The organism is Citrobacter sp. Cpo074, from assembly GCF_030332745.1.
Lineage (GTDB): Bacteria > Pseudomonadota > Gammaproteobacteria > Enterobacterales > Enterobacteriaceae > Citrobacter > Citrobacter portucalensis.
Genome location: NZ_JAOWHG010000034.1, coordinates 346,340 through 366,139, shown reverse-complemented (window position 1 = coordinate 366,139; position 19,800 = coordinate 346,340). Strand labels below are relative to the sequence as shown.

The following is a 19,800-nucleotide window of genomic DNA, read 5'->3' as shown; positions in this document are numbered from 1 at the left end:
ACGGCGCTGTGACTGGTCGTGCCTGCTATCCGTAACCGCGGAACCTGAAAAGGCTTGCAGGCGATAACAGTATCTACAAAGGTTTGTACTCGTAGGCCTGATAAGCGCAGCGCATCAGGCATATCTTCGCCGGATGGCGGCGCAAGTGCCTTATCAGGCACTTATGGCTTAGCCCAATTCACTCTCTGCCAGCGCTTTAAATACCATTGCGACGGCATGCGCGCCGGGGTCCATATTTCCGAGCAGGCTTTCGCTGCTCAGATACGATGCGCGACCCGCATTGGCTTTGCTCGACAAACAGGTTCGTTCGGCTCCCGCTTGCGCGGCGTCGAAGGCGGCCTGCAGATTTTGCGGCTGCGTGAGCAGCGAAGTCAGAGCCGGTTGCAGCGCATCAATCATGGTGCGATCGCCTTCGTCTGCGCCGCCGTAGAACTTCATCTGCGCCAGTCCCGTATTCAGGGCTTCGGCAACGTTAGCTCCCTGTTCCAGTTTCTGCCCGGCGGCGGTAAAGAAAATAGACATCAGCACACCGCTGGAACCGCCCATCACCACGGTCAGACGTTCGCCAATCAGCGCAAACAGCGTGGCAAGGTTATCCAGCGGCAACTGCTGACGATGCAACAGACCGGCAATTTCACGCGCGCCTGCGGCAAAGGTTGAACCGGTATCGCCATCGCCGACTTTGGCATCAAGCGCATTAAGATGGGTCTCCAGATCGGAAAGGGTTGTGGTGACAAGTTCCACAATCCCGGCCACTAGGGCGTTCGCCGAAGGCTGGAATTCCACGCGTGCACTACGCTGAGATGACGGTACACAGCTGATTTCACGCGGTGGGACCGGCGTCGGCCAGTTACTGGTTTCCACCTCTGTGAGCAGCGCTTTTTCGATGCTCTCTTCCAGCACGATGGCCGTCAGTGAAAAGCCTTTCATATCCAGCGCGGTAACCAACGAGGCCGGGCCAATCAGCCAGTCGATACGCGGATGCAGCGGGCTGCTGGCCAGTTCGCGGGTAATGATGGCCATTTCGGCAACAGAAACGCCGCCAAGATTGTTAATCATCACCGCCAGACGGCCGGTTTCAGGCAGGGCGGCCAGCAGTTTATCCACCATCAGGTTCACCACCTGCGCACTGTTCTGGGTGTCGATGACCGAGGCGCCTGGTTCGCCGTGAATGCCCATACCCAGCTCCGCGTGGCCCGGATGATGACGTGGGGCGGCGTCGGTTTCTTGCGGCAAATGACAGCTGGAAAGCGCAACACCCAGACTGAAGGTGTTATTGGCCGCGTATTGCGCTTCACGCAGGACGGTGGCGAGGTTGTAGCCGCGTTCGGCAAAATAGCCCGCGATTTTATGCACCAGGATGGTTCCCGCAATGCCGCGCGGGTGTTTGTTATCCGGCAGGGAGATGTCATCGCCGACAATCAGCATTTCAACGTTGTAACCAAGGCGACGAGCTTTCTCGGCGGCAAGACCGAAATTAAGACGGTCACCGGTGTAATTTTTCACGATCAACAAACAGCCCGCCTCACCGGTTACCGCCTGAATGGCGGTCAGTACCGCATCTACGCTCGGGGAAGCGAACACGTCGCCACAGACTGCGGCGGTTAGCATACCTTTACCGATAAACCCAACGTGCGCGGGTTCGTGCCCTGAACCGCCGCCGGAAATGATCGCCACGTTATTTTTGTGGAGGTCACGACGGACCACGATGCGAATGGCCGGATCGCTTTCCAGACGCGCCAGGTTATTCCACGGGCTGGTGATAATCGTACCGTCGATGACGTCGCTCACGAGATGGGTGCGTTGATTAAAAAAGAATTGAGACATAACGGCTCCTTGAGGTTGAGTGTAAGACAAACCCCCGGAAGTATGGTCATGGTGCGGAGGCGATAGAGAGATTCTGGCGAAGTCAGCGTGGAAAAAAACAACGTTAAAATGAGTTTCATTACGGAACGTTGTTGTTGTTTTTTGTTCCGAAATGAAACCTAAAAGAACGTTGAACGACCACAATGCGAGCTCGCTCGACTTTTTCCTCTCGCGATGAATGCAGGTCACACGGTACTGCCAGCTTTTTTTTTACCGGTATTTTGGCAAGTGAGTGGGTAAAAGAGAAAGTGAGATTCGTCTGTGCCGGAGATTTGGTGGCAAATGCACGGATCGGGATCGCAAACCTTATATTTTTTATGGTTAAGCGTTCCAATATGAAACATGTGTTGTTTTTATCTGTTTCATATCAGAACAAAAAGACGAAAGATTTTTTTGTGCACGCCTCGCCATACAGTTATTGCATCGCTCCGGTACCTCCCGTTTTCGCCGTCAGCATCAGGCCAAACAGGTTAACGCCAGGGCTCACCATGTAAAAACATGTACTTATTTGAGGATGAAAGGAATGCTAAAAGTTATTCAATCTCCAGCCAAATATCTCCAGGGTCCTGACGCTTCCACCTTGTTTGGTCAATACGCTAAAAATCTGGCGGACAGCTTTTTCGTGATTGCGGATGACTTCGTGATGAAGCTGGCGGGAGAGAAGGTACTCAACGGCCTGCACAGCCACGACATTAGCTGCCATGCGGAACGCTTTAACGGTGAATGTAGCCATGTTGAAATTAATCGCCTGATTACCATTTTGAAACAGCACGGTTGCCGCGGCGTGGTTGGGATTGGTGGTGGGAAAACGCTGGATACCGCCAAAGCGATTGGCTACTACCAGAAGTTGCCGGTGGTGGTGATCCCGACTATCGCATCTACCGATGCGCCAACCAGCGCGCTGTCCGTTATCTATACCGAAGCCGGTGAGTTTGAAGAGTATCTGATCTACCCGAAAAACCCGGATATGGTAGTGATGGACACTGCAATCATTGCCAAAGCGCCGGTACGTCTGCTGGTGGCCGGGATGGGCGATGCGCTCTCGACCTGGTTTGAAGCGAAAGCCTGTTATGACGCCAGAGCGACCAGCATGGCGGGCGGACAGTCCACCGTGGCGGCGCTGAGCCTGGCGCGCTTGTGCTATGATACCCTGCTGGCGGAAGGCGAGAAGGCACGCTTTGCCGCGCAGGCCGGCGTGGTGACCGATGCGCTGGAGCGTATTGTCGAAGCTAACACTTACCTCAGCGGCATCGGTTTTGAAAGCAGCGGTCTGGCAGGGGCGCATGCGATCCACAACGGCTTTACGATTCTGGAAGAGTGCCACCATTTGTACCACGGTGAAAAAGTCGCCTTTGGTACGCTGGCGCAACTGGTGCTGCAAAACAGCCCGATGGAAGAGATCGAAACCGTGCTGAATTTCTGTCAGAAAGTAGGCCTGCCGGTAACGTTAGCGGAAATGGGCGTGAAAGAAGACGTTGACGGCAAGATCATGGCGGTGGCGAAAGCGACCTGTGCAGAAGGTGAAACCATCCATAATATGCCGTTCCCGGTAACGCCTGAAAGCGTACATGCCGCTATTCTGACGGCAGACCTGCTGGGGCAGCAGTGGCTGGCGCGTTAATCAGTCGTCGGTAGGTTTTTATCCGGCATCTTCTCCCCCTCTGACAGTCTCTGCCGGAGGGGTTGTCTATGGTTAAACAGCGGAAAGGGATATGACGGCGCACACGCATAGCATCGGGAAGGAAGTCTCTTCAGTCATTGCCCAGTCATGGCATCGTTGCAGCAAGTTTATGCAGCGGGAAACCTGGCAGGCACCGCATCAGGCGCAAGGGCTGACCTTTGAGTCGATTTGTCGTCGCAAGACGGCGTTGCTTACGATTGCTCAGGCTGCGCTGGAAGATGCCTGGGAGTTTATGGACGGCCGCCCGTGTGCGCTGCTGATTCTGGATGAATCAGCCTGTATCCTCAGCCGTTGCGGCGATCCGCAGACGGTGGAACAGTTGGCGGAGCTTGGGTTTCGCGACGGCAGCTACTGCGCGGAAAGCATCATTGGCAGTTGTGCCCTGTCGCTGGCGACGATGCCGGGCCAGCCGACAAAAACCTCTGGCGATCAGCATTTTAAACAGGCTCTGCATCCGTGGTCGTTCTGCTCGACGCCGGTCTTCGATAACCATGGTCGACTGTTCGGCTCCATCTCGCTGTGTTGTCTGGTGGAGCATGAGTGCGTTTCTGATTTATCCCTGACGCTGGCGATAGCCAGAGAAGTCGGCAACTCTTTGCTGACCGACAGCCTGCTGGCTGAATCCAACCGCCATCTGAACCAGATGTACGGGCTGCTGGAAAGTATGGATGATGGTGTGATGGCCTGGAACGAACAGGGCGTATTGCAGTTCCTCAATGCGCGTGCGGCGCTGCTTTTGCATCTCGATGCGCAGGCCAGCCAGGGAAAAAATATTCACGATCTGCTCAATCTCCCCATGCTGCTGCGCCGGGCGATCAAACATGCCCGCGGTCTGAATCACGTCGAAGTTACCTTTGAAAGCCAGCATCAGTTTGTTGATGCCGTCATCACCCTGAAACCGATTGTTGAGGAGCAGGGCAACAGCTTTATCCTGCTGCTGCATCCGGTGGAGCAAATGCGCCAGCTGATGACCAGCCAGCTCGGCAAGGTGAGCCACACCTTTGAGCAGATGTCGACTGACGATCCGGAAACCCGCCGTTTGATCCACTTTGGACGCCAGGCGGCGAGGGGGAGTTTCCCGATCCTGCTGTGCGGAGAAGAGGGCGTCGGTAAAGAGCTGCTGAGTCAGGCGATTCACAATGAAAGCGAGCGCGCCAGCGGGCCGTATATCGCCGTGAACTGTCAGCTGTATGCCAATAGCGTGCTGGGGCAGGATTTTATGGGCAGTGCGCCCACCGACGATGAAAATGGTCGGCTGAGCCGTCTTGAACTGGCGAACGGCGGCACGCTGTTTCTGGAAAAAATTGAATATCTGGCGCCGGAGCTGCAATCCGCGCTGTTACAGGTGATCAAGCAGGGGGTACTAACCCGCCTGGATGCCCGTCGGTTGATTCCGGTGGATGTCAAAGTGATCGCCACCACCACGGTTGATCTCGCCAATCTGGTGGAGCAAAACCGCTTTAGCCGTCAGCTATATTACGCGCTGCACTCTTTTGAGATAGTGATCCCCCCGCTGCGGGCGCGGCGTAACAGTATTCCCTCGCTGATTTATACGCGGCTGAATAGCCTGAAAAAACGCTTTTCATCCAGTTTGAAGATCGACGACGACGCGCTGGCTCAGCTGGTGGCCTATTCGTGGCCGGGCAATGACTTTGAGCTGAACAGCATTATCGAAAACATCGCCATCAGCAGTGATAACGGCCATATTCGGCTGAGCAATCTACCGGATTATCTGTTTGCCGAACGTCCTGGTCTGGAGACGGCGTCTTCACTGCTGCCAGCCAGTCTGACCTTTACCGCTATCGAAAAAGAGGCGATTATCCATGCTGCTCGCGTCACCAGCGGACGCGTACAGGAGATGTCGCAACTGCTGAACATTGGTCGCACTACCTTGTGGCGCAAGATGAAGCAATACGACATTGATGCCAGCCAGTTTAAGCGCAAGCATCTGGACTAGTTTCTTCAATTCTCGCCATCGAGAACAGCGCGTCCGACAGTCGGTTGATGTAACGCCTGGGTTCATCGCGTAACGTCAGCGTTCTGCTCATTGCGATAAGGATCCGCTCCAGTCGGCGCGTCAGAGTTCGCGCAACGTGTAGCTGTGCCGATGGCAGATTTTTCCCCGGAATAACAAACTCTTTGAGCGGGCCGCTTTGCGCCATATTGCGGTCAATAAGCTGCTCCAGCGCCTGAATATCCTCATCGCCAATACGCTGTTGTAAGCGAGCGAGTCCTTTCTCATCGCTGGCGAGTTCCGCACCCAGTACAAACAGCATCTTCTGTATGGCGTGCAGATCCTGGCGCAGTTCAGCCTGGTGCGTGCTGGCATAGCAGACGCCAAGCTGGGAAATCAGTTCATCCACCGTGCCATAGGCCTCAACGCGGATGTCGTCTTTGTCGATACGGCTGCCGCCAAACAGCGCGGTCGTGCCTTTATCGCCGGTTCGGGTGTAGATGCGATACATTTATTTTATCTCGCTGAAGGGAAGTACTTTAACCAGTTGACCGGCATTGGCGCCAAGCGTTCGGATCTGCGCAATTCCGGCGCGGATATGCCCACGGATCAGCGCCCGATCCTCGGGCAACTGGGCGTGGGTTAAAGCAATATCACCCGTGGCGTTAAGACCCAGACCGACACGTAGCGTTGAGCTTTTGGCCGCAAGTTTGCTCAATGCCAGCGCGCAGTCATGCTCGTCGCAACAGATTGCCCGGCAAGGGACGCCTTGCTCTTCCAGCCCCCAGCACAGCTCATCAAGCACGCGAGTATCCTGCCAGCGTGAGTGATAAAACAGATGTACGCCCGGTGATGAAAGTGACATTGCGCCCCCTGCGTTATCAGAATGCCTGACGGAAGATCTCGGCAATTTCTTTCTCGTTCCCTTTGCGCGGGTTAGAGAAGGCGTTGCCGTCCTTCAGCGCCATTTCCGCCATGTACGGGAAATCGGCTTCTTTGACGCCCAGATCGCGCAGATGCTGCGGAATGCCGATGTCAGCGGAGAGACGGGCAATGGCGTGAATGGCCAGTTCGGCGGCATCCATGGTGGAGAGTCCGTCAGTGTTTTCGCCCATAAATTCTGCGATATCGGCAAATTTCTCCGGGTTAGCGATCAGGTTATAGCGCGCCACGTGCGGGAGCAGAACGGCATTCGCCACGCCGTGTGGCATGTCGTACAGACCGCCAAGCTGATGCGCCATTGCGTGAACGTAGCCGAGGTTGGCGTTGTTGAAAGCCATACCCGCCAACAGAGAGGCGTAGGCCATGTTCTCGCGAGCTTTCAGGTTGCTGCCCAGCGCTACGGCCTGACGCAAGTTGCGTGCGATCAGGCGAATAGCCTGAATAGCGGCGGCGTCGGTGACCGGGTTGGCATCTTTGGAAATATAGGCTTCTACGGCGTGGGTCAGGGCGTCCATACCGGTCGCGGCGGTCAGCGGGGCGGGTTTGCCGAGCATAAGCAGCGGATCGTTAATGGAGACCGACGGCAGGTTGCGCCAGCTGACAATCACAAACTTCACTTTGGTTTTGGTATTGGTCAGCACGCAGTGGCGGGTGACTTCGCTGGCGGTACCGGCAGTGGTATTCACCGCAACGATAGGCGGCAGCGGGTTGGTCAGGGTTTCAATCCCGGCATAGCTGTAGAGATCGCCTTCGTGAGTTGCCGCGATACCGATGCCTTTACCGCAGTCATGCGGGCTACCGCCGCCAACGGTAACGATGATATCGCAATGCTCTTTGCGAAAGACCTCCAGACCATCGCGCACGTTGGTGTCTTTGGGATTTGGCTCAACGCCGTCAAAAACCACCACGTCAATGCCCGCTTCACGTAAATGGGCGAGGGTTTTATCTACCGCACCGTCTTTAATAGCCCGCAGACCTTTATCAGTAACCAGCAGCGCTTTTTTACCGCCTAACAGTTTGCAGCGTTCGCCGACAACGGAAATAGCATTGGGGCCAAAGAAGTTCACATTTGGCACGAGGTAATCAAACATACGATAGCTCATAATATACCTTCTTAGATTTAAATTATAATTCAGAGAAACAATTCAGTGCGGTTTCTGCTAATAATATGTCTTGTTCGACAGTGCCGCCGCTAACGCCAACGGCACCAATTAATTTACCGTTTAATATGACAGGTAAGCCGCCGCCGAAAATAACAATGCGCTGTTGGTTAGTAAGCTGCAAACCATATAGCGAAGCGCCAGGTTGTACCGCGTCGGTAATTTCATGGGTACCCTGGCGCAGGCAGCAGGCGGTATACGCTTTATTAAGAGAGATATCACAGCTGGTGACAAACGCATCGTCCATGCGTTGCATTAGCAGCGTATTCCCGCCGTGATCCACTACGGAAAAGACCACCGGAACGTTGATCTCAAGCGCTTTAGCCTCAACGGCCTGCGCCATTTTTTTTGCAGCTGCCAGCGTAATGGTGGCAATTTGTTGGCTCTTATTCACAGTCTCTCCTGAAAATGTTGTAGGGCTGAGGTCACGAAACATATCGCGTCGCGCAACAGCTATTTTTATCATTGGCTTTACCTTATTTTCTCGCCGCACGTTATTAAGTCAATAGGGTGGGGTTTTCATAAAAATTAAATTCATTTCCCTGATTTTGCGTTTATTGATAATGATCATTTAACCTCGTCACAATTTACGATGGATATTCCTGAATTGCGTTTCAATATGGAACGATGCGTTTTTATTAGGTGCCAAATTGGAACGAAATTAATTTTATTTTTTTATTGCTTGGCTCATTTAGAGTTCGGCCATTGCTGATGAAAGGCGAATACCGGGTGTGGTGTCCCCGGCAATATGGCCCAGCGTCCCTATTTTTTACCTTTTGAGTCAATAAATCATGAGAAGATCAAAACGATTCGAAGTGCTTGCGAAGCGGCCTGTAAATCAGGATGGGCTGATTGGCGAATGGCCTGAAGAGGGGCTGATCGCCATGGAAAGCCCCTACGATCCGGCGTCGTCGGTGAAGGTGGAAAATGGTCGTATTGTTGAGCTGGACGGTAAGAGCCGCGCCGAGTTCGACATGATCGACCGTTTCATTGCCGACTATGCGATTAACGTGGCCGAAGCTGAGCGCGCCATGCAGCTCGACGCGCTGGAGATCGCCAGAATGCTGGTGGATATCCACGTCAGTCGGGAAGAGATTATTGCCATTACCACCGCCATCACCCCGGCGAAAGCGGTGGAAGTGATGGCGCAAATGAACGTGGTGGAGATGATGATGGCGCTACAAAAAATGCGCGCCAGACGCACTCCCTCCAACCAGTGCCACGTGACTAACCTGAAAGATAACCCGGTACAGATTGCCGCCGACGCTGCTGAAGCGGGGATCCGCGGCTTTTCCGAGCAGGAAACGACGGTCGGGATCGCCCGCTACGCGCCGTTTAACGCCCTGGCACTGCTGGTGGGTTCCCAGTGCGGTCGCCCCGGTGTGCTGACCCAATGTTCCGTTGAAGAGGCCACCGAGCTGGAGCTGGGCATGCGAGGGCTAACCAGTTATGCCGAAACGGTGTCGGTGTATGGCACAGAATCGGTGTTTACCGACGGCGATGACACGCCGTGGTCCAAAGCGTTTCTCGCCTCGGCTTATGCGTCGCGTGGTCTGAAGATGCGCTACACCTCCGGCACCGGCTCGGAAGCGCTGATGGGCTATTCCGAAAGTAAATCGATGCTTTATCTGGAGTCGCGCTGCATTTTTATCACCAAAGGCGCGGGCGTACAGGGGCTGCAAAATGGTGCGGTCAGCTGTATCGGCATGACCGGCGCAGTGCCGTCAGGGATCCGCGCGGTGCTGGCGGAAAACCTGATTGCCTCAATGCTCGACCTTGAAGTGGCCTCCGCCAATGACCAGACCTTTTCCCACTCCGATATTCGCCGTACTGCCCGCACCCTGATGCAGATGCTGCCGGGTACCGACTTTATTTTCTCCGGTTACAGCGCGGTACCCAACTACGACAACATGTTTGCCGGGTCGAACTTCGACGCTGAAGATTTCGATGATTACAACATTCTGCAACGCGATCTGATGGTTGACGGCGGTCTGCGTCCGGTCACGGAAGAGGAAACCATCGCCATTCGCAATAAGGCCGCCCGCGCCATTCAGGCAGTGTTCCGCGAGCTGGGCCTGCCGCTGATTAGCGATGAAGAAGTCGAAGCTGCTACTTATGCTCACGGCAGCAAAGATATGCCTGCGCGCAATGTGGTGGAGGATTTGGCTGCCGTGGAAGAGATGATGAAGCGCAATATCACCGGGCTGGATATCGTCGGCGCGTTGAGTTGCAGCGGCTTCGAAGATATCGCCAGCAATATCCTCAACATGCTGAGACAGCGTGTTACCGGTGATTACCTGCAAACGTCGGCCATTCTGGATCGCCAGTTCGACGTCGTCAGCGCCGTCAACGACATCAATGATTATCAGGGACCTGGTACCGGCTATCGCATCAGTGCCGAACGCTGGGCGGAAATTAAAAATATTGCGGGCGTGGTTCAGCCCGGCTCGATCGAATAAGGCGGTACACAGTGGAATGCACAACTGAACGTAAGCCGGTTTTCACCTTACAGGTGAGCGAAGGCGAGGCGGCTAACGCGGATGAACGCGTGGATGAGGTGGTGATTGGCGTCGGCCCGGCCTTTGATAAGTATCAGCATAAAACCTTGATTGATATGCCGCACAACGCGATTTTGAAAGAGCTGGTTGCTGGCATCGAAGAAGAGGGACTGCATGCGCGAGTAGTGAGGATCCTGCGGACCTCGGATGTTTCTTTTATGGCATGGGATGCGGCAAATCTCAGCGGCTCAGGCATTGGGATTGGTATCCAGTCGAAAGGAACCACGGTGATTCATCAGCGCGATCTGCTGCCGCTAAGTAACCTGGAACTGTTTTCTCAGGCTCCGCTGCTGACGCTGGAAACCTATCGTCAGATTGGTAAAAACGCCGCGCGCTATGCACGCAAAGAGTCGCCTTCGCCGGTGCCAGTGGTCAATGACCAGATGGTGCGCCCTAAATTTATGGCCAAGGCCGCGCTGTTTCATATCAAAGAAACCAAACACGTGGTGCAGGATGCTGCGCCTGTCACGTTGCATATTGCACTGGTAAGGGAATGACCATGAACGACAACATCATGACCGCGCAGGATTACCCATTAGCCACCCGCTGCCCGGAGAAAATCCAGACGCCTGGCGGCAAGCCGCTAACCGACATTACCCTTGAGAATGTGCTGGCGGGCCGCGTAGGGCCGCAGGATGTGCGTATTTCTCAGCAAACGCTGGAGTACCAGGCGCAGATTGCCGAGCAGATGCAGCGTCATGCCGTGGCGCGCAATTTTCGTCGTGCGGCAGAACTGATTGCGATCCCGGATGCCCGCATTCTGGAGATCTACAACGCACTGAGGCCGTTTCGTTCTTCGTTCGCCGAGTTGCAGGCCATTGCCGATGAACTGGAACACACCTGGCACGCCACGGTGAACGCCGGGTTTGTCCGCGAATCGGCAGAGGTATACCAGCAGAGAAATAAGCTGCGTAAAGGCAGTCAGTGACGGAGGCAGCATGCCGTTAATTGCAGGGATCGATATCGGCAACGCCACCACTGAAGTGGCGTTGGCGCAGGATGGCCGGTTTATCGGCAGCGGGATTGTCGCCACGACCGGGATGAAAGGCACGCGGGAGAATATCGCCGGGGTGGTCGCGTCCCTGCAGCAGGCGCTGGATAAAACGCCGTGGTCGCTGCAGGATGTGGCAAAAATCTGCATCAACGAGGCCGCGCCGGTTATTGGTGATGTGGCGATGGAAACCATCACTGAAACCATCATTACCGAATCAACGATGATTGGCCATAACCCGCAAACGCCCGGCGGCGTTGGCGTGGGCATGGGAACCACCATCGCCGTGGAGAAGTTGGCGGCGTTGGATGAGGATCGATTTGCCCAGGGCTGGATCCCGTTGGTGGACGAGGAGATGGATTTCCTTGAGGCGGTTTGGTTTATCAATGAAGCGCTGGATCGCGGCGTCAACGTGGTGGCGGCTATCCTGAAAAAAGATGATGGCGTGCTGGTGAATAATCGCCTGCACCGGCCAATACCGGTGGTTGATGAAGTCACTCTGCTGGAGAAGGTGCCTGAAGGCGTGCTGGCGGCGGTGGAAGTGGCGGCCCCGGGACAGGTAGTGCGGGTGCTGTCGAATCCTTACGGTATCGCAACCTTCTTTGCCCTGACCCCTGAGGAAACGCAAACTATTGTCCCCATCGCCAGAGCGCTGATTGGCAACCGTTCCGCTGTGGTGCTGAAAACCCCGCAGGGAGATGTGCGATCAAGAGTGATCCCGGCGGGTAAGATCTTTATCCGTGGTGAAAAGCGCGGCGGTGAAGCCGACGTAGCGCAGGGCGCTCAGGCCATTATGCAGGCGATGAGCGCCTGTGCGCCCGTGTGCGATATTCGTGGGGAAGCTGGTACGCACGCAGGCGGCATGCTGGAGCGGGTGCGTAAGGTGATGGCCTCGCTGACCGGCCATGACATGAACACGGTGCATATTCAGGATCTATTGGCGGTCGATACATTTATTCCGCGCAAGGTGCAGGGTGGCATCGCCGGAGAGTGTTCAATGGAGAACGCCGTGGGCATTGCGGCGATGGTGAAAGCCGATCGTTTACAGATGCAGGCCATTGCCAGTGAGCTGAGCGCCCGGTTAAACACTCTGGTTGAGGTGGGCGGCGTAGAGGCCAACATGGCTGTGGCGGGGGCGTTAACTACGCCCGGATGCGCCGCACCGCTGGCGATCCTCGACTTAGGCGCAGGATCTACCGATGCCGCCGTCATCAATAGCGACGGCGTAGTGAAAGCGGTACATCTGGCCGGCGCGGGGAATATGGTCAGCCTGTTGATTCAAACTGAGCTGGGCTTAAGCGATGCATTTCTGGCGGAGGAAATAAAAAAATACCCGCTGGCAAAAGTGGAGAGCCTGTTCAGCATTCGCCATGAGAACGGCGCGGTGGAGTTTTTCCGCGAACCGCTCAGTCCGTCAGTATTCGCCAAAGTGGTGTACTTGAAAGAGGGCGAGCTGATCCCGGTAGATAACCAGACTTCGCTGGAAAAAATCCGTCTGGTGCGTCGACAGGCTAAAGAGAAGGTTTTTGTGACCAACTGCCTTCGCGCGTTACGCCAGGTGTCACCCGGTGGCTCTATTCGCGATATGACGTTCGTGGTGCTGGTAGGCGGTTCTTCGCTGGATTTTGAAATCCCGCAGATGATCACCGATGCGCTGGTGCATTACGGCGTTGTCGCCGGGCAGGGTAATATTCGAGGTACCGAAGGGCCGCGTAATGCGGTGGCAACTGGGCTGGTTTTAGCCGGAGAAGCAAAAAAATAGCGCAGAAAACAGCCGCGCAAGCGTTTAGCTGCGGGGTAAGTCAAATAAAGGCGATGTTCTCTTTGATATCCCGGCGGAGTTGGGTACATAGTATAAATGTGTCTCTCACGTGGTTAATTTTAAGGATAAGAGCATGCCAACAGCAATTGAGAAAGCATTGGATTTTATTGGTGGTATGAACACTTCGGCGTCAGTACCACATTCAATGGATGAAAGTACCGCTAAGGGAATCTTAAAGTATTTGCATGACTTAGGTGTGCCAGCGAGTCCGGAAGTTGTGATGGCACGGGGTGAGCAAGAGGGATGGAATCCCGAGTTCACGAAAAAAGTGGCCGGATGGGCAGAAAAAGTCGCCTCCGGTAACCGCATCCTTATCAAGAACCCAGAGTATTTTTCAACCTATATGCAGGAGCAGCTCAAAGAGCTAGTGTGAGCTGACTATCGAATTAAACTCTAACGGACGTTTCCATCCAAGGATGGCGGCGTCCAGATGGGGTTGCCATTAACATGCTGTTTTCTGAACAGGTGTATCGCGTAAATAGCTTTAGTCCCCGCCAGCCATTTTCTTCCGTGTACTCATTCAACATATTAATGCAAGCAAGTATTGATTTTTCCAGGACAAACTCTTTTTTGCTACATACCAATTTCTACGGAATACCCATAAAAAAAGGACCTGCGATTTCTCGCAAGTCCTTGAAATTTGGTGGCCCCTGCTGGACTTGAACCAGCGACCAAGCGATTATGAGTTTTAGATAAAACAATGGCTTATAGTTGCTTGTTGTGGAAAAACAAGCATTTAATGCAAAGCAACTTGACCAATAAATAACCATACCCCCCGAAAATACCCCTCTACTGTATCCCCGAAGGGCCGTTAGTCGTTTCGGGCGGACGTTATGCTTATATTTAAATTTACCAAATCAGCCATTCAGGATCTTCCCATCCCAGAAGGGGACGGGCGGGTGGAATACGCAGATAATATCGTTACAGGATTGCGTATTCGCATCACCTCAAACGGCAGTAAAAGTTTTTACGTTGTGCGAAAAAGAGGCGGGAAATTTTTCCGCGTAACACTCGGAAAATTTCCCGATCTCACAGTAGACCAGGCGCGCGAGCAGGCAGCCATAACGCTGGGTGAGGTTGCTGTTACCCGTCGCAACCCGAATAACTCCAGGCGGGAAAATTTACGAGCCGCGCGACATAATCGACAAAATAAGCGAAGAAACGACGCAGGGCGGGACCATGCCGCCGATCCGGTTTACGTGCCATGACGCCCGCCGCACGTTCGGCAGCGTGGCGGAGCTTGCTGGAGTGGGCTCTTATATCCTTAAGCGCCTGCTGAATCATAAAACATTCCGTAGCGCTGACGTGACACAGAGCTATCTCCACTTCTCCGCTGACGAGCTAATGGGGCTAGCGCAAAAGGTTGAGCGGGCCATGCTGGAGCATGCAGGGCTGGTGGAGAAAAAGGGCCAGCTTGATGCGCAGCTGGTGGCGCTAATGGGGACCATGAGTGATAACGATAAACGGCGCATGTTGTTTGCGCTGTTGAATCCTCCGGAGGATGAAAGATAAGCACAGTGACGGTTAAGGACGGCCGCGAATTGGGAGTAATTTAGCGGCCGTCATAATCTCCCTATTTAATTTATGGTTGCGGCGTGTTGCTTCGCTTTTTCTATGGCGTGCGTGTCAAATATATACTGCTCGTAATTATCGGTTATATCTTTCACTCTGTATATTTTCCAGCGGCCATCCTCTTTTATCAGGTATACACCGATTTGGTAATTTTTATTGTTTTCACAACCTAACCAGACGTTAACATACTTTCCGCCAAAATAATCCTTAGCATCACCCACCCTTAAGCGCGGTATCCAGTCAGCGGCATAATCTTGTGCGTATGTGTAATAATCAGAACCAACGATTTCCTGCTCATAAATATATGAAATGACGCTCAATTGATTTAGTGTCTCTTGAGCAACGTAATCTTTCATCTTTTCGGGAGCTGGTTTTATTTTCCCTGTGCTATTAGCATAAACATTTAAATAATACGAGTAAAAATCAAATACCCGTTTCTGTGCCTGTTCAGGATGCGAACTGCATGCTGAAAGTAGAGAGATAAATAAAATCGCAATGAAAGTGCGCATTAGTTCATCCTGTACATTTGGTACGACGGCTTTGATGAGCGATAACCAGGCCCGCCCCAAAAATCCCTCTGTTTAAAGTCAGAATACCAGTCCTGCCCGTCGTAAATCGCCATATGTCCCGAAGCGCTCCCTCCTGTGTAGGGCTGTATCACAACCACGTCACCTGCCATGGGGGATTGCGTTGAAGATATTTTTCTAAACCCTGCCGCCTCCAACATCGGGCCGTAGTCTTTTGCATGGTGTGTATTTATGACATTTATCCCGCCAGCATGAATTGCCTGTCGCACGTATGCGGCGCAGTTGCTTGTTGGGCCTGGTTCGGCTTGAGCTTTCGCGTAGTTGCCTGCGCTTCTTGGATCCCATCCCATTATTATTATCCATTCCAGTTAAAAGGAGTTGCTAATAGATACCCAATTAATTAGGGAGGTTAATCATTTAGTGCCGCAGAAAGCGTAACGTGCTGTGTGAGGCTAGTGCGCTTGATGCTGAGAGCAGGCGGAATCAATCGCGAGGAGATAGCCTAAACGAATTCCGAAAATAAAAGGGCGCGGGTATGTTTCCGCACATGCCGGGTGCATCATGAAAAAAACTATAAGGAAAAGGGTTTTATCATGAAAAAAATTGCGTTTTGTTTTATTGGTATTTTGATGCTTTCTGGGTGTGCTACAAAGCAATATCCGCAGGCCCCCGCAATGACATCTGCAGAGGCTGATTCATTTGATTGTAGAGATGTGGGGGTTGAACTGGCAAAGGCGCAGAGCATTAAACATGAGATAGATGCTACTGGGCAGTTTGATGGGCGCACGGTGTTAGGTGTGCTGGGGGATTTTGGTGTGGGCAATGGGATGGCTAAGAGTGATGCTTATAAGAAGGTGGATGCCCGCATTCAGCAGCTCGAAGCCATTAAACCTCTAAAGTGTAAAGATTCCATGTGAGAAATGCAGCCGGTCAAATGACCGGCTTTTTTTATTCCGCAGCTCTGATGGTGAAATCGAAGTGGATCGCATCATACGGAAACAGTGTGCCACTATCCCCGCGTTCAAGTAATCCGCCATTCAGTAGCGCAGTAACGTCAGTATGTACGCCCTTTACATCACGCCCGACAAGCGCCGCAATTTCGCGGATCGTTAATTCCCCCGCGCCCGGTCATCGCCTGCAAAATTGCCATGCGGTTTGGGGCACAAAACTTTGTGCATCACGGTCCAGGAAGGAAACGAGATCACCCCATCGCCCTTGCCACGCTCGTTGTCGTACTGCGCCCTTGAGCACAACGTGGATATTTATTTTTTATTTGAGCAGCTCGGGCGCGTAACCGGTTTTGATAGCTACGCAGCCAAAGCCACTGCGCTGGCCACTGATATTGTCTCAAAATCTTGGATTGAGAGTGAGGGGCGATTTCGCCAGGGTGTACACGAGGACGGCCCCGACGATGCCAGCCGCGCTGGACCAATCAAGCTGGGGCGGTTTATTTGCCGTTAAAGCAGCGCCAGAATGGAAAGATTTCGGTTCGGCACGCTGGAGAGTGCAGGGTATACGCCGTATCACCCGGACTACGGCTATACAGGCCATAGCCGTGGAGTGTGGACCGAGGGAATAGCCGGGTCGGCATTGTTTGAACGGGCGTTAGGAAATGAGCAGCGGGCCACGGAACTGATTGCAGGGCTAAAACCACTGCGTAACGAGTACGGATATCGAGATTCATGCGATGAAAACCTACGATACCTTACCCGATTGGCTGTCTACTACTAACACAGGATGGGTTATTCTGGTGTGTAAGCTGGGGGATTATGGTGTGTTGATGAGCCAGTCTTAGATGTCGGGATCGCCATATACTAGCGAGGCATGTCGGCATATTACGTTGATATTTTCTGCGGCGTTACTGCAAACAGGCAGGGCGCGCATTTTTCTGCGGTATCCCCGAAGTATCCCCGGAAAAACAAAAGGACCTGCGATTTCTCGCAAGCCCTTGAAATTTGGTGGCCCCTGCTGGACTTGAACCAGCGACCAAGCGATTATGAGTCGCCTGCTCTAACCACTGAGCTAAGGGGCCGTGGCGGTGGATTATAAAGTAACTCCGCGTTGCAATCCAGACATAAGCGTACGGATGCTGTTTTTATAAACAATGTATTTTCAGTCCGTTATACTGGTTCCTCTGATGTATTGTTCGGAGTAATTATGGTTAAGGACATACTGGCACCGGAGCTGCGGGTGGTGTTTTGCGGCATCAATCCGGGGCTTTCTTCCGCAGGTACAGGATTCCCCTTTGCGCACCCCGCTAATCGCTTCTGGAAGGTTATCCATCAGGCGGGATTCACCGATCGCCAGCTTAAACCTGAAGAGGCACAGCACCTACTGGACTTTCGCTGCGGCGTGACTAAGTTTGTCGACAGACCAACGGTACAAGCCAATGAAGTGAAGCTACAAGAGATGCGTAGCGGCGGTCGTCTGCTTATTGAAAAAATAGAAGAGTATCAGCCAGCCGCGCTCGCTATCCTTGGGAAACAGGCATTTGAGCAGGGGCTTAGCCAGCGTGGGGCGCAGTGGGGAAAACAGACGCTGACCATTGGCGCGACGCAAATATGGGTATTGCCGAATCCCAGCGGATTAAGCCGGATCACGCTGGATAAATTGGTGGAGGCGTATCGGGAAGTGAATGATGCCTTGCTCAGGCGGGGACTATAAAGAAAAACGCCACCTTGCGGTGGCGTTTATGCTTATGCGGCGAGATTAATCGTCGAGGAAGCTACGCAGTACTTCAGAGCGGCTCGGGTGGCGCAGTTTACGCAGCGCCTTCGCTTCGATCTGACGGATACGTTCGCGGGTAACGTCGAACTGTTTACCCACTTCTTCCAGCGTGTGGTCGGTGTTCATATCGATACCGAAACGCATACGCAGAACTTTCGCTTCACGAGCGGTCAGGCCAGCCAGAACGTCATGCGTTGCGGCACGCAGGCTCTCGGTGGTCGCAGAGTCCAGCGGCAGCTCGAGGGTGGTATCCTCGATGAAATCACCCAGATGCGAATCTTCATCGTCGCCGATCGGCGTTTCCATGGAGATAGGCTCTTTAGCGATTTTCAGCACTTTACGGATCTTGTCTTCCGGCATCAGCATGCGTTCAGCCAGTTCTTCCGGTGTCGGCTCGCGGCCCATCTCTTGCAGCATCTGACGGGAGATACGGTTGAGCTTGTTGATGGTCTCAATCATATGTACCGGGATACGAATGGTACGCGCCTGATCCGCGATCGAACGGGTGATCGCCTGACGGATCCACCAGGTTGCATAGGTGGAGAACTTGTAACCACGACGGTATTCAAACTTATCAACCGCCTTCATCAGACCGATGTTACCTTCCTGAATCAGATCCAGGAACTGCAGGCCACGGTTGGTGTATTTTTTAGCGATAGAGATAACCAGACGTAAGTTCGCTTCAACCATCTCTTTTTTCGCACGGCGTGCTTTCGCTTCACCGATGGACATGCGACGGTTGATATCTTTAACCTGCTCGATGGTCAGGCCGGTTTCTTCTTCAATCTGCTGCAGTTTCTGCAGGCCGCGGTGAACGTCATCTGCCACGTCGTGCAGTTTTTCAGACCACGGTTTGTTCATCGCGATTGCCGCGTTGAACCAGGTTTCACTGGTTTCATTGCCAGTAAACAGGGTGATGAAGTTTTTCTTCGGCATTTTGCACTGCTCAACGCAGAGCTTCATGATCAGACGTTCCTGAGTACGCACGCGGTCCATCATGACGCGCATGCTGTTTACCAGGTAGTCGAACTGCTTCGGCACCAGGCGGAACTGTTTGAACACTTCGGACAGCTTCTGAATTTCTTCCTGCGCGGCAGCATGGCTGCGGCCTTTCGCTTTGATGGTGTCGCGAGTGATTTCGTACTGAGTACGCAGTTCACCGAATTTTTCACGCGCTAACTCAGGGTCGATGCTGTTGTCATCATCGCTGCTGTCGTCGTCGCCATCTTCTTCATCTTCATCTTCATCGTCATCCATCTCTTCCTGAGAGAGTTCAGAACCGACGTGGGTCGCCGTTGGCGCCATGTCTTCTTCCGCATTTGGATCGACAAAGCCAGTGATCAGATCGGAAAGACGTGCTTCTTCAGCTTCTACGCGATCGTACTGCTCAAGCAGGTAGGTGATAGCTTCCGGGTATTCGGCAACGGAGCATTGAACCTGGTTAATCCCGTCTTCGATGCGTTTAGCGATGTCGATTTCGCCTTCGCGGGTTAACAGTTCAACGGTACCCATTTCACGCATGTACATGCGGACCGGGTCAGTCGTACGACCGATTTCGGACTCAACGCTGGACAGAACCTGGGCAGCTGCTTCTTCCGCGTCTTCATCGGTGCTGTTGGAGGTTTCAGCAAGCAGCAGATCATCGGCATCAGGTGCTTCTTCCATCACCTGAATACCCATGTCATTGATCATTTGGATGATGTCTTCGATTTGATCTGAATCGACGATATCTTCCGGCAGATGGTCATTGACCTCGGCATAGGTCAGATAGCCTTGCTCCTTACCACGTTGGACAAGAAGCTTCAGCTGTGACTGCGGGTTTTGCTCCATAAGACGGTATCCACACTTAATTCGTTTGATTGGTGTTGGGCGGTAAAACCGCCAACGGCAAAACGAGGGCATACTTATATTTTGCCGCTGCCTCTCCGTGCGGCTGTCGGGGGCTTCCCGATCGATATTCGGCAGTTAAGCCGTTAAATACTTCATCTTTCACGTTGTCT

General features: G+C 53.3%; 20 protein-coding genes, 2 tRNA genes and 1 pseudogene. 12 read left to right on the top strand and 11 right to left on the bottom strand.

The window, feature by feature from the left end; genetic code table 11:
* Nucleotides 1-168: 168 nt before the first annotated feature.
* Nucleotides 169-1,827, bottom strand: coding sequence for a glycerone kinase (locus OGX83_RS19875; protein ID WP_250671685.1), 1,659 nt, complete (start codon nucleotides 1,825-1,827; stop codon nucleotides 169-171).
* A gap of 562 nt (nucleotides 1,828-2,389) precedes the next feature.
* On the opposite strand from OGX83_RS19875, the gene OGX83_RS19870 reads away from it, so the two are divergent.
* Together OGX83_RS19870 and dhaR are read left to right on the top strand one after the other, a co-directional pair.
* A complete protein-coding gene (locus OGX83_RS19870; protein WP_079935257.1) occupies nucleotides 2,390-3,487 on the top strand; it encodes a glycerol dehydrogenase in 1,098 nt (365 codons plus the stop codon).
* Nucleotides 3,488-3,578: 91 nt separating this feature from the next.
* On the top strand, nucleotides 3,579-5,504 hold the full coding sequence (gene dhaR / locus OGX83_RS19865) for a dihydroxyacetone kinase operon transcriptional regulator DhaR (protein WP_003828512.1): 1,926 nt from the start codon (nucleotides 3,579-3,581) through the stop codon (nucleotides 5,502-5,504).
* Here the strand turns inward: dhaR and OGX83_RS19860 are convergent.
* The 4 genes from OGX83_RS19860 to OGX83_RS19845 are packed head-to-tail and all read right to left on the bottom strand — an operon-like array spanning nucleotide 5,482 to nucleotide 7,997.
* The gene (locus OGX83_RS19860; RefSeq protein ID WP_103284691.1) at nucleotides 5,482-6,012 is read right to left on the bottom strand and encodes a cob(I)yrinic acid a,c-diamide adenosyltransferase; all 531 of its coding nucleotides are present in this window, start codon (nucleotides 6,010-6,012) and stop codon (nucleotides 5,482-5,484) included. The two genes, dhaR and OGX83_RS19860, sit on opposite strands and share 23 nt — an antisense overlap.
* Nucleotides 6,013-6,366 (bottom strand): glycerol dehydratase reactivase beta/small subunit family protein, encoded by a 354-nt coding sequence (locus tag OGX83_RS19855; protein ID WP_079935255.1) that lies wholly within the window; start codon nucleotides 6,364-6,366, stop codon nucleotides 6,013-6,015.
* A gap of 16 nt (nucleotides 6,367-6,382) precedes the next feature.
* Nucleotides 6,383-7,546, bottom strand: coding sequence for a 1,3-propanediol dehydrogenase (dhaT, locus tag OGX83_RS19850; RefSeq protein ID WP_003024734.1), 1,164 nt, complete (start codon nucleotides 7,544-7,546; stop codon nucleotides 6,383-6,385).
* A 22-nt stretch (nucleotides 7,547-7,568) separates the two neighbouring features.
* Nucleotides 7,569-7,997: a GlcG/HbpS family heme-binding protein gene (locus OGX83_RS19845; RefSeq protein WP_020996341.1), complete on the bottom strand. Its 429-nt coding sequence runs from the start codon at nucleotides 7,995-7,997 to the stop codon at nucleotides 7,569-7,571.
* A 397-nt stretch (nucleotides 7,998-8,394) separates the two neighbouring features.
* On the opposite strand from OGX83_RS19845, the gene OGX83_RS19840 reads away from it, so the two are divergent.
* The 5 genes from OGX83_RS19840 to OGX83_RS19820 all read left to right on the top strand — a co-directional run bounded on the left by OGX83_RS19840 (nucleotide 8,395) and on the right by OGX83_RS19820 (nucleotide 13,347).
* The gene (locus OGX83_RS19840; protein ID WP_057067396.1) at nucleotides 8,395-10,062 is read left to right on the top strand and encodes a propanediol/glycerol family dehydratase large subunit; all 1,668 of its coding nucleotides are present in this window, start codon (nucleotides 8,395-8,397) and stop codon (nucleotides 10,060-10,062) included.
* A gap of 11 nt (nucleotides 10,063-10,073) precedes the next feature.
* Nucleotides 10,074-10,658, top strand: coding sequence for a propanediol/glycerol family dehydratase medium subunit (locus OGX83_RS19835; protein WP_008785852.1), 585 nt, complete (start codon nucleotides 10,074-10,076; stop codon nucleotides 10,656-10,658).
* 2 nt (nucleotides 10,659-10,660) lie between these two features.
* Nucleotides 10,661-11,089: a diol dehydratase small subunit gene (locus OGX83_RS19830; RefSeq protein ID WP_153686675.1), complete on the top strand. Its 429-nt coding sequence runs from the start codon at nucleotides 10,661-10,663 to the stop codon at nucleotides 11,087-11,089.
* A 10-nt stretch (nucleotides 11,090-11,099) separates the two neighbouring features.
* Nucleotides 11,100-12,914 (top strand): diol dehydratase reactivase subunit alpha, encoded by a 1,815-nt coding sequence (locus tag OGX83_RS19825; RefSeq protein WP_286588946.1) that lies wholly within the window; start codon nucleotides 11,100-11,102, stop codon nucleotides 12,912-12,914.
* A gap of 109 nt (nucleotides 12,915-13,023) precedes the next feature.
* A complete protein-coding gene (locus OGX83_RS19820; protein WP_001573898.1) occupies nucleotides 13,024-13,347 on the top strand; it encodes a DUF1889 family protein in 324 nt (107 codons plus the stop codon).
* Nucleotides 13,348-13,615: 268 nt separating this feature from the next.
* Here the strand turns inward: OGX83_RS19820 and OGX83_RS19815 are convergent.
* Nucleotides 13,616-13,742: transfer RNA gene (locus OGX83_RS19815), tRNA-OTHER, on the bottom strand.
* A 65-nt stretch (nucleotides 13,743-13,807) separates the two neighbouring features.
* Between OGX83_RS19815 and OGX83_RS22915 the strand changes: the two genes are divergently transcribed.
* Complete coding sequence (locus OGX83_RS22915; RefSeq protein WP_165690022.1) at nucleotides 13,808-14,182, top strand: Arm DNA-binding domain-containing protein; 375 nt, start codon at nucleotides 13,808-13,810, stop codon at nucleotides 14,180-14,182.
* Nucleotides 14,154-14,486 (top strand): hypothetical protein, encoded by a 333-nt coding sequence (locus OGX83_RS22910; RefSeq protein ID WP_165690021.1) that lies wholly within the window; start codon nucleotides 14,154-14,156, stop codon nucleotides 14,484-14,486. The genes OGX83_RS22915 and OGX83_RS22910 overlap by 29 nt, the downstream gene beginning before the upstream one ends.
* 65 nt (nucleotides 14,487-14,551) lie before the next feature.
* Here the strand turns inward: OGX83_RS22910 and OGX83_RS19805 are convergent, their stop codons facing one another.
* On the bottom strand, nucleotides 14,552-15,055 hold the full coding sequence (locus OGX83_RS19805; protein WP_071446810.1) for a YqhG/Tai3 family protein: 504 nt from the start codon (nucleotides 15,053-15,055) through the stop codon (nucleotides 14,552-14,554).
* Entirely contained in the window at nucleotides 15,055-15,423 is a 369-nt protein-coding gene (locus tag OGX83_RS19800) for an NlpC/P60 family protein (protein WP_071446809.1), read from the bottom strand. The genes OGX83_RS19805 and OGX83_RS19800 overlap by 1 nt, the downstream gene beginning before the upstream one ends.
* Before the next feature lie 243 nt (nucleotides 15,424-15,666).
* Between OGX83_RS19800 and OGX83_RS19795 the strand changes: the two genes are divergently transcribed.
* A complete protein-coding gene (locus OGX83_RS19795; RefSeq protein ID WP_071446808.1) occupies nucleotides 15,667-15,990 on the top strand; it encodes a hypothetical protein in 324 nt (107 codons plus the stop codon).
* Nucleotides 15,991-16,021: 31 nt separating this feature from the next.
* Here the strand turns inward: OGX83_RS19795 and OGX83_RS22905 are convergent, their stop codons facing one another.
* Nucleotides 16,022-16,171 (bottom strand): HVO_A0114 family putative DNA-binding protein, encoded by a 150-nt coding sequence (locus tag OGX83_RS22905; protein WP_458773800.1) that lies wholly within the window; start codon nucleotides 16,169-16,171, stop codon nucleotides 16,022-16,024.
* 135 nt (nucleotides 16,172-16,306) lie between these two features.
* Between OGX83_RS22905 and OGX83_RS19790 the strand changes: the two are divergent.
* A pseudogene (locus OGX83_RS19790) lies at nucleotides 16,307-16,891 on the top strand (phage tail protein); the annotation flags it as partial.
* A 138-nt stretch (nucleotides 16,892-17,029) separates the two neighbouring features.
* Here the strand turns inward: OGX83_RS19790 and OGX83_RS19785 are convergent.
* Nucleotides 17,030-17,105: transfer RNA gene (locus OGX83_RS19785), tRNA-Ile, on the bottom strand.
* A gap of 125 nt (nucleotides 17,106-17,230) precedes the next feature.
* On the opposite strand from OGX83_RS19785, the gene mug reads away from it, so the two are divergent.
* Entirely contained in the window at nucleotides 17,231-17,737 is a 507-nt protein-coding gene (gene mug / locus OGX83_RS19780; protein ID WP_071446141.1) for a G/U mismatch-specific DNA glycosylase, read from the top strand.
* Between the two features lie 45 nt (nucleotides 17,738-17,782).
* Here mug and rpoD read toward each other — a convergent pair whose 3' ends face one another.
* Complete coding sequence (gene rpoD / locus OGX83_RS19775; RefSeq protein ID WP_003024699.1) at nucleotides 17,783-19,630, bottom strand: RNA polymerase sigma factor RpoD; 1,848 nt, start codon at nucleotides 19,628-19,630, stop codon at nucleotides 17,783-17,785.
* Nucleotides 19,631-19,800 lie beyond the last annotated feature (170 nt).

Coding starts and splice junctions, on each gene's coding strand:
- OGX83_RS19875 (WP_250671685.1), bottom strand. CDS start 1,827: ATGTCTCAATTCTTTTTTAATCAACGCACCCATCTCGTGAGCGACGTC.
- OGX83_RS19870 (WP_079935257.1), top strand. CDS start 2,390: ATGCTAAAAGTTATTCAATCTCCAGCCAAATATCTCCAGGGTCCTGAC.
- dhaR (WP_003828512.1), top strand. CDS start 3,579: ATGACGGCGCACACGCATAGCATCGGGAAGGAAGTCTCTTCAGTCATT.
- OGX83_RS19860 (WP_103284691.1), bottom strand. CDS start 6,012: ATGTATCGCATCTACACCCGAACCGGCGATAAAGGCACGACCGCGCTG.
- OGX83_RS19855 (WP_079935255.1), bottom strand. CDS start 6,366: ATGTCACTTTCATCACCGGGCGTACATCTGTTTTATCACTCACGCTGG.
- dhaT (WP_003024734.1), bottom strand. CDS start 7,546: ATGAGCTATCGTATGTTTGATTACCTCGTGCCAAATGTGAACTTCTTT.
- OGX83_RS19840 (WP_057067396.1), top strand. CDS start 8,395: ATGAGAAGATCAAAACGATTCGAAGTGCTTGCGAAGCGGCCTGTAAAT.
- OGX83_RS19830 (WP_153686675.1), top strand. CDS start 10,661: ATGAACGACAACATCATGACCGCGCAGGATTACCCATTAGCCACCCGC.
- OGX83_RS19825 (WP_286588946.1), top strand. CDS start 11,100: ATGCCGTTAATTGCAGGGATCGATATCGGCAACGCCACCACTGAAGTG.
- OGX83_RS22915 (WP_165690022.1), top strand. CDS start 13,808: ATGCTTATATTTAAATTTACCAAATCAGCCATTCAGGATCTTCCCATC.
- OGX83_RS22910 (WP_165690021.1), top strand. CDS start 14,154: ATGCCGCCGATCCGGTTTACGTGCCATGACGCCCGCCGCACGTTCGGC.
- OGX83_RS19805 (WP_071446810.1), bottom strand. CDS start 15,055: ATGCGCACTTTCATTGCGATTTTATTTATCTCTCTACTTTCAGCATGC.
- OGX83_RS19800 (WP_071446809.1), bottom strand. CDS start 15,423: ATGGGATGGGATCCAAGAAGCGCAGGCAACTACGCGAAAGCTCAAGCC.
- OGX83_RS19795 (WP_071446808.1), top strand. CDS start 15,667: ATGAAAAAAATTGCGTTTTGTTTTATTGGTATTTTGATGCTTTCTGGG.
- mug (WP_071446141.1), top strand. CDS start 17,231: ATGGTTAAGGACATACTGGCACCGGAGCTGCGGGTGGTGTTTTGCGGC.
- rpoD (WP_003024699.1), bottom strand. CDS start 19,630: ATGGAGCAAAACCCGCAGTCACAGCTGAAGCTTCTTGTCCAACGTGGT.